Origin of the sequence: Campylobacter sp. (assembly GCF_030528245.1) — a bacterium.
GTDB lineage: Bacteria > Campylobacterota > Campylobacteria > Campylobacterales > Campylobacteraceae > Campylobacter_D.
The window spans coordinates 1-5,567 of record NZ_JAUMZG010000053.1 but is presented as its reverse complement, the minus strand read 5'-3'; the positions used below and the strand labels follow the sequence as shown (position 1 = coordinate 5,567).

The 5,567-nt window shown below is 48.7% G+C and carries 6 protein-coding genes; all 6 read left to right on the top strand.

Annotation, left to right across the window (positions count from 1 at the left end):
* Positions 1 to 59: 59 nt before the first annotated feature.
* Positions 60 to 992 carry a D-2-hydroxyacid dehydrogenase gene (locus Q4A73_RS07155; protein WP_303206768.1) on the top strand — a complete coding sequence of 311 codons (933 nt, stop codon included), beginning with the start codon at positions 60 to 62 and terminating at the stop codon, positions 990 to 992.
* A complete protein-coding gene (locus Q4A73_RS07150) occupies positions 982 to 1,473 on the top strand; it encodes a YajQ family cyclic di-GMP-binding protein (protein ID WP_303206767.1) in 492 nt (163 codons plus the stop codon). The genes Q4A73_RS07155 and Q4A73_RS07150 overlap by 11 nt, the downstream gene beginning before the upstream one ends.
* 7 nt (positions 1,474 to 1,480) lie before the next feature.
* Entirely contained in the window at positions 1,481 to 1,963 is a 483-nt protein-coding gene (locus Q4A73_RS07145) for a hypothetical protein (RefSeq protein ID WP_303206766.1), read from the top strand.
* A gap of 6 nt (positions 1,964 to 1,969) precedes the next feature.
* Positions 1,970 to 3,682 (top strand): ATP-binding protein, encoded by a 1,713-nt coding sequence (locus Q4A73_RS07140; protein WP_303206765.1) that lies wholly within the window; start codon positions 1,970 to 1,972, stop codon positions 3,680 to 3,682.
* Positions 3,683 to 3,759: 77 nt separating this feature from the next.
* Positions 3,760 to 3,945 carry a hypothetical protein gene (locus tag Q4A73_RS07135; protein WP_303206764.1) on the top strand — a complete coding sequence of 62 codons (186 nt, stop codon included), beginning with the start codon at positions 3,760 to 3,762 and terminating at the stop codon, positions 3,943 to 3,945.
* A 24-nt stretch (positions 3,946 to 3,969) separates the two neighbouring features.
* Complete coding sequence (locus tag Q4A73_RS07130) at positions 3,970 to 5,481, top strand: AbgT family transporter (RefSeq protein WP_303206763.1); 1,512 nt, start codon at positions 3,970 to 3,972, stop codon at positions 5,479 to 5,481.
* Positions 5,482 to 5,567 lie beyond the last annotated feature (86 nt).

The following is a 5,567-nucleotide window of genomic DNA, read 5'->3' as shown; positions in this document are numbered from 1 at the left end:
TGGTTCTTTTAGGACGGATTTACTCCGTCCGCTAAAAAGAACATAGAAAAGGAGAGAAAATGAAAATTGTATGTTTGGATGCGGCGACTTTGGGCGGGGCAGATCTGAGTGCCTTTGAGGAATTTGGGACATTTGAAAGCTATGCGCTAACCCCGCCTGAGCTTGTGGTGGAGCGTCTTGCGGGTGCGGATGTGGCGATGGTGAATAAGGTTGTTTTGAGCCGAGAGGTGCTTGAAAAAACGAGCCTCAAGCTCATCCTAGAAACGGCCACAGGGGTGAATAATATCGATGTGGAATTTGCCAAGCAAAGGGGCATCGCGGTGAAAAATGTCGCGGGCTATTCCACGCAGAGTGTGGTGCAGCATACATTTGCGCTGATTTTTGCCTTCCTCAGTCGCATCCCTTACTACGATGCTTGGACGAAGAGGGGTGCGTGGTGTGAGAGTGAAATTTTTACGGATTTTTCTCGCCTCACGCAGAATTTAGCCAGCAAAAGGCACGGCATTATCGGGCTTGGCACGATAGGCAAGGAGGTCGCGCGCATAAGCGAGGCCTTTGGGGCGAGGGTGTCTTACCACTCCACGAGCGGGATGAATTTGAACACGAGATTTGAGAATTTGAGCCTGGAGGAGCTTTTGAGCCAAAGCGACATCATCAGCATCCACGCCCCGCTCAATGAAAAAACCAAAAATTTACTCGCCTACGATAGGCTTAGGCTCCTAAAACCCGCCGCCATACTCATCAATGTCGGCAGGGGCGGGATAGTGAATGAACAGGACTTGGCGAGGGTTTTGAACGAGCGTGAAATTTATGCCGGGCTTGATGTGCTTGAAGCCGAGCCTATGGTGCGAAACCATCCGCTTTTGGGCGTGAAAGATGCCGAGCGCCTCATCATCACCCCGCACATCGCTTGGGCGAGCAAGCAGAGCTTGGAAAATTTAATGACTGCGGTTTATGAAAATCTCAAGGAGTGGCTGGAAAATGGCGAGTGAGCATAGTTTTGACATCAGCGGGGAGGTCGATAGCGGGGAGCTTAAAAACGCTCTGGAGCAGACGAAGAAGGAGCTTGAGGGGCGCTATGATTTGCGGGGCGTGAAGAGTGAGGTGGAATTTAGCGAGAGGGAGAGCCTTTTTCGTCTCACTTGCTCGAGCGAAGCCAAACTTGAGGTTGTCAAGGACATTTTGCTTTCAAAGCTGATAAAAAGGGGGATCAACGCTAGGGGCGTGGTGGAGCAGGACAGGGAGAGCGGGGCAAATTTTAAGCTGAATTTAAGGGTCAATAACGCCATCGATAGCGAAAGCGCGAAAAAAATCAACCGAGCGATCAAGGATAGCAAGCTCAAGGTGAGCTCGCAAATAAGGGGCACAGAGCTGCGTGTGAGTGCGAAGCAGATCGATGATTTGCAAGCGGTGATGGCGCTGGTGCGGGGGCTGGATTTGGAGCTGAATTTGAGCTTTAAAAATCTAAAATGAGGCCGGTGTGAAGAAAATTTGGCTCTTTGTGGTGGTGCTTTTTTTGAGCGCTTGCGCGGTGAAAAATCCTAAGACGCAAAATCCGCCCACGCAAACGATGAGGATTTTGCTCTCAAGCCCTGCGATAAAGATCAATGATATGGGTTTTTTGAGGCATGAGGGCGGGGGGCTGATTTTGCAAATTTACAAGCTGGGAAAGCCTCTTTTAGCCCTGAGCGTGAGGGATAAAATCTGCCTCAATGGCGCATGCTATGCCAAGCGAATTTTTAATGAAAAATTCTTTAATCACGCGCATTATGATGATTTTTTGAGCGATATTTTAAAGGCGCGTCCCCTTTATGCGGGCAAAAATTTGCAAAAAAGCCCTTGCGGCTCTACTCAGGTGCTGGAGGCTAAAAACTATGCGATCGTTTATGAGCTTTGCGGGGAAAATGTGCGCTTTTGGGATAAAATTTCAAGGGTGAGGCTGCAACTTACGCGCCAAAAGTGAGGGAAAATGCTGGAGCTGAAGGAATTTTTAAGCCATAAAAACATTGAAAAAACTAAGCTTTATCAGAGGCTAGATTGCAGTAAAAACGAGGCTTTGATCTTAAGGGAGCTCTGTAAAAACTACATCGCGGCCAATGCCAGCCTGAATGCTTCGGCTTTGCTGAGTGGGATTTTTGGGGGGGAGGATTATGCTTACTTGGACGCTTTAGGGGACCTCAAAAGGCTCATTGAGCGGGGTTTTGTGATGCAAAATGTGAGCTTTTTCAAGAGCATGGATGCGGGAAAACAAAACTCAAGCCTTGCTCTGCTTCAAAGTGAGCTGAGTTTGAGCGGGGTGTTTTTGGACCTTTTGGAGCATAAGGAGCGGCAGGATTTTGGAAAGGCTAGGGCTTATGGGGATTATTTGGAGTATTTGCGGGACGAATTTGCGCGTATCGAGCTTTACCAGAAGCTTTCCCTCGTGCGGCTTGGCGCTTATAATGGCGCGCTCAAAGAGCAGATTAAGACCCATGAAAAGCACATCAGGGCGCGGCTTGCTTTGAGTAAATTTTACAATGTCGTGGGCGAGATTTTTAAAGAATATCGACTGAATTCCAAAGAGCAAATTCTCTTTTTGGCGCTTTTGAGGGCAGAATACACCCGCGGCGATGAGGAGGGCTTTGAGCAGGATTTTTTACTCTCTCTCATCAGTGAAAACGACTTGGAAAAAAGGCAAAACAAAAAGCTCCTCGAGGAGGGCTCACCCCTCATCGACCTAGCCCTTGTGGAGTATGATGAGTATTTGGGCTCTTTTGGAGAGCTTTCTAAGAGCTTTTTCATCAGCGATGAGCTTTTGCAGCGTGTGGTGGATTCACCCAAGAAGCAAAGCGCCAAAATCAAGCTTGAAAGCCTTGTCAAGGATCAGGATATCTTCGAGCTCATCGAGCCTAGCACGGACATCAACGACATCATCATGCCCCAAAGCACCAAGGAGCTTTTGCATAACATCCTCAAGCAGCAGGACAAAAAAGTGCTCGAGCGACTCAGCGCGTGGGGGATCAAAAGTTCCAAAAACATCGAGGCTAAGATCATTTTCTACGGGCCGGCTGGCACGGGCAAGACGATGTCAGCGCTATCGATGGCAAAGTCCATGAAAAAGGCGGTTCTAAGCTTTGACTGCTCTAAAATTTTAAGCAAATGGGTGGGCGAGAGCGAGCAAAATGTGCGTAAAATTTTTGACACTTATAAAAAAATTTCACAGTCCTGCAAGCAAGCGCCCATTTTGCTTTTAAACGAGGCCGATCAGTTTTTAAGCACCCGCATCGAGGGCGGCTCTGGAAGCGATAAAATGCACAATCAAATGCAAAATATTTTTTTGGAGCAGATCGAGCGCTTCAGTGGGGTTCTCATCGCCACGACCAATTTTTTGGAGAGCCTTGATAGCGCTTTTTCGCGGCGTTTTGATGTGAAGATCGAGTTCAAAAAGCCCGATTTTGAGGACAGGCTGAAAATTTGGGGGAAATTTTTGCCCCAAAATGCGAAATTTGAAGCGGATTTTGATGCCAAAACCCTCGCGCGCTATGAGCTCAGCGGGGCGCAAATTTTAATGATCGTCAAAAACACCGCCCTCAAGGCTGCGGTGAGTGAGGATGGGGTTTGGAAAATGCGGGATGCCTTAGAGAGCATTGAAAAGGAATTGCAATCAAGCTTTGACAAGAGCAGAACCTTAGGCTTTTACTAGCGCGCGGCTATTTGGAGGAGACCCTGCGCGAAGGGTGCAAGCGGCGGCGCTAGGATTTTCTACGCGGCGCCACGGCGATGGCAGGAAACGCGGCGGCTGAGGCGGCGAAATTTTTCGCGCTAGAATTTTTTGCGGCGCGCGGCTGGGGCGAGGAGGGATTTTTGCGACAGGTGAAATTTAAGGCGCCTCAGCCCAGCCAACGGCCTTGGATTGTGAATCGATTTGCAAAGTTTATAAATTTATGCTACAAACCAAGCCTTTAAAATTATAATTTCAAAGGCTACCCGATGAATCAAAAGCGCTTTTCTTTCCTCAATCTCGTCGAAAAATTAGGCAATGCCCTGCCCCATCCGGCTATGATTTTCCTCTATCTCATCATCATTTTGATGCTAAGCTCAGCCCTAGCCTCTGCCCTTGGGGTGGGGGTTGATTTTAAGGATAAGCATATTGAGATTGTCAATCTACTCACCTTAGAGTCCTTTGTGAAATTCTCCAACAGCTTCGTGGAAAATTTCGCCAAATTTCCCCCTCTGGGCGTGGTTTTGGTAGCCGTGCTTGGAGTTTCCATCGCCGAGTACTCGGGCTTTTTAAAGGTCGCCATAAGAGCCCTCATCATCAACGCCCCAAGAGCACTGGTGAGCTTTTTTGTTGTCCTAGCCGGCGTTTTATCCAACCTCGCCTCAGACATCGGCTATGTCGTTTTGACGCCCCTTGCCGCCCTGATTTTCCACTCCATAGGCCGCCACCCCCTAGCCGGCCTTGCTGCTGCTTTCGCGGGCGTAGCTGGAGGATATAGTGCCAATTTACTCATCTCCACCGTAGATCCTATCCTTGCTGGGCTCACCCAAAGCGCCGCGCAAATCATCGATCCTAGCTACACCGTAGGGCCTGAGGTCAATTACTATTTCATGGTAGCCTCGACCTTTCTCATCTCGATCGTAGGCGCCCTCATCACCGATAAATTCATCGAGCCCCGCCTCGGCAAGTATGAAGTGCAAGTCCCCAAAGAGGGCATCCAAAGCCTAAGCGCTGCGGAGAAAAGGGCTCTGATCTTAGCCTCTTTAGGAGCCTTGCTTTATGTGGCTTTTGTTTTGTTTCTCATCCTGCCCCAAGATAGCCTTTTTAGAAATGAAGAAACAGGCTCCTTTGTCAAGTCTCCCTTCATCGCGGGAATTTTATTTTTCGTCTTTTTTCTTTTTGCGATACCGGGCGTGATTTATGGCTTTGTGAGCGGGGTTTTCAAAGGCACAAACGACATTGTAAACGCGATGAGCGAGGGGATGAAAACGATGGCGATGTACCTGACCATCATCTTTTTTGCCGCGCAATTTATCGCCCTTTTTGCCCAGAGTAATATCGGACAATTTATCGCCATCAAAGGAGCCATTTTTTTAGAAAGCCTCCAACTACACTCCGGACTTCTCATACTTCTTTTCATCGCTATTTGCGGCTTCATCAATCTTTTCGTCGCCTCAGCCTCCGCGCAGTGGGCTCTGATTTCTCCCATTTTCGTGCCGATGTTTATGCTTCTTGGTTACGCGCCCGAACTCGTCCAAGCCGCCTACCGCATAGGCGATTCGACCACCAACATCATCACGCCCCTCCTCATCTACATGCCCATCGTACTCAGCTTTGCGATGAAGTATCAAAAAAACATAGGCATGGGCACAATCATAAGCCTCATGCTACCTTATTCCATAGCCTTTTTTGTGACCTGGTCGGCCCTGCTTTATGTGTGGGTTTTCATCCTCAATCTACCCCTAGGCCCAGGAGCAGAAAGCTTCATCCCAAGGCCTTAAATTTGCGCGATTTTTGCAAATTCTCGCACGCCAACAAACCCTCCCGCCATCTCTACCCCATACTGCTGCACCCCCACCTTTGGTGT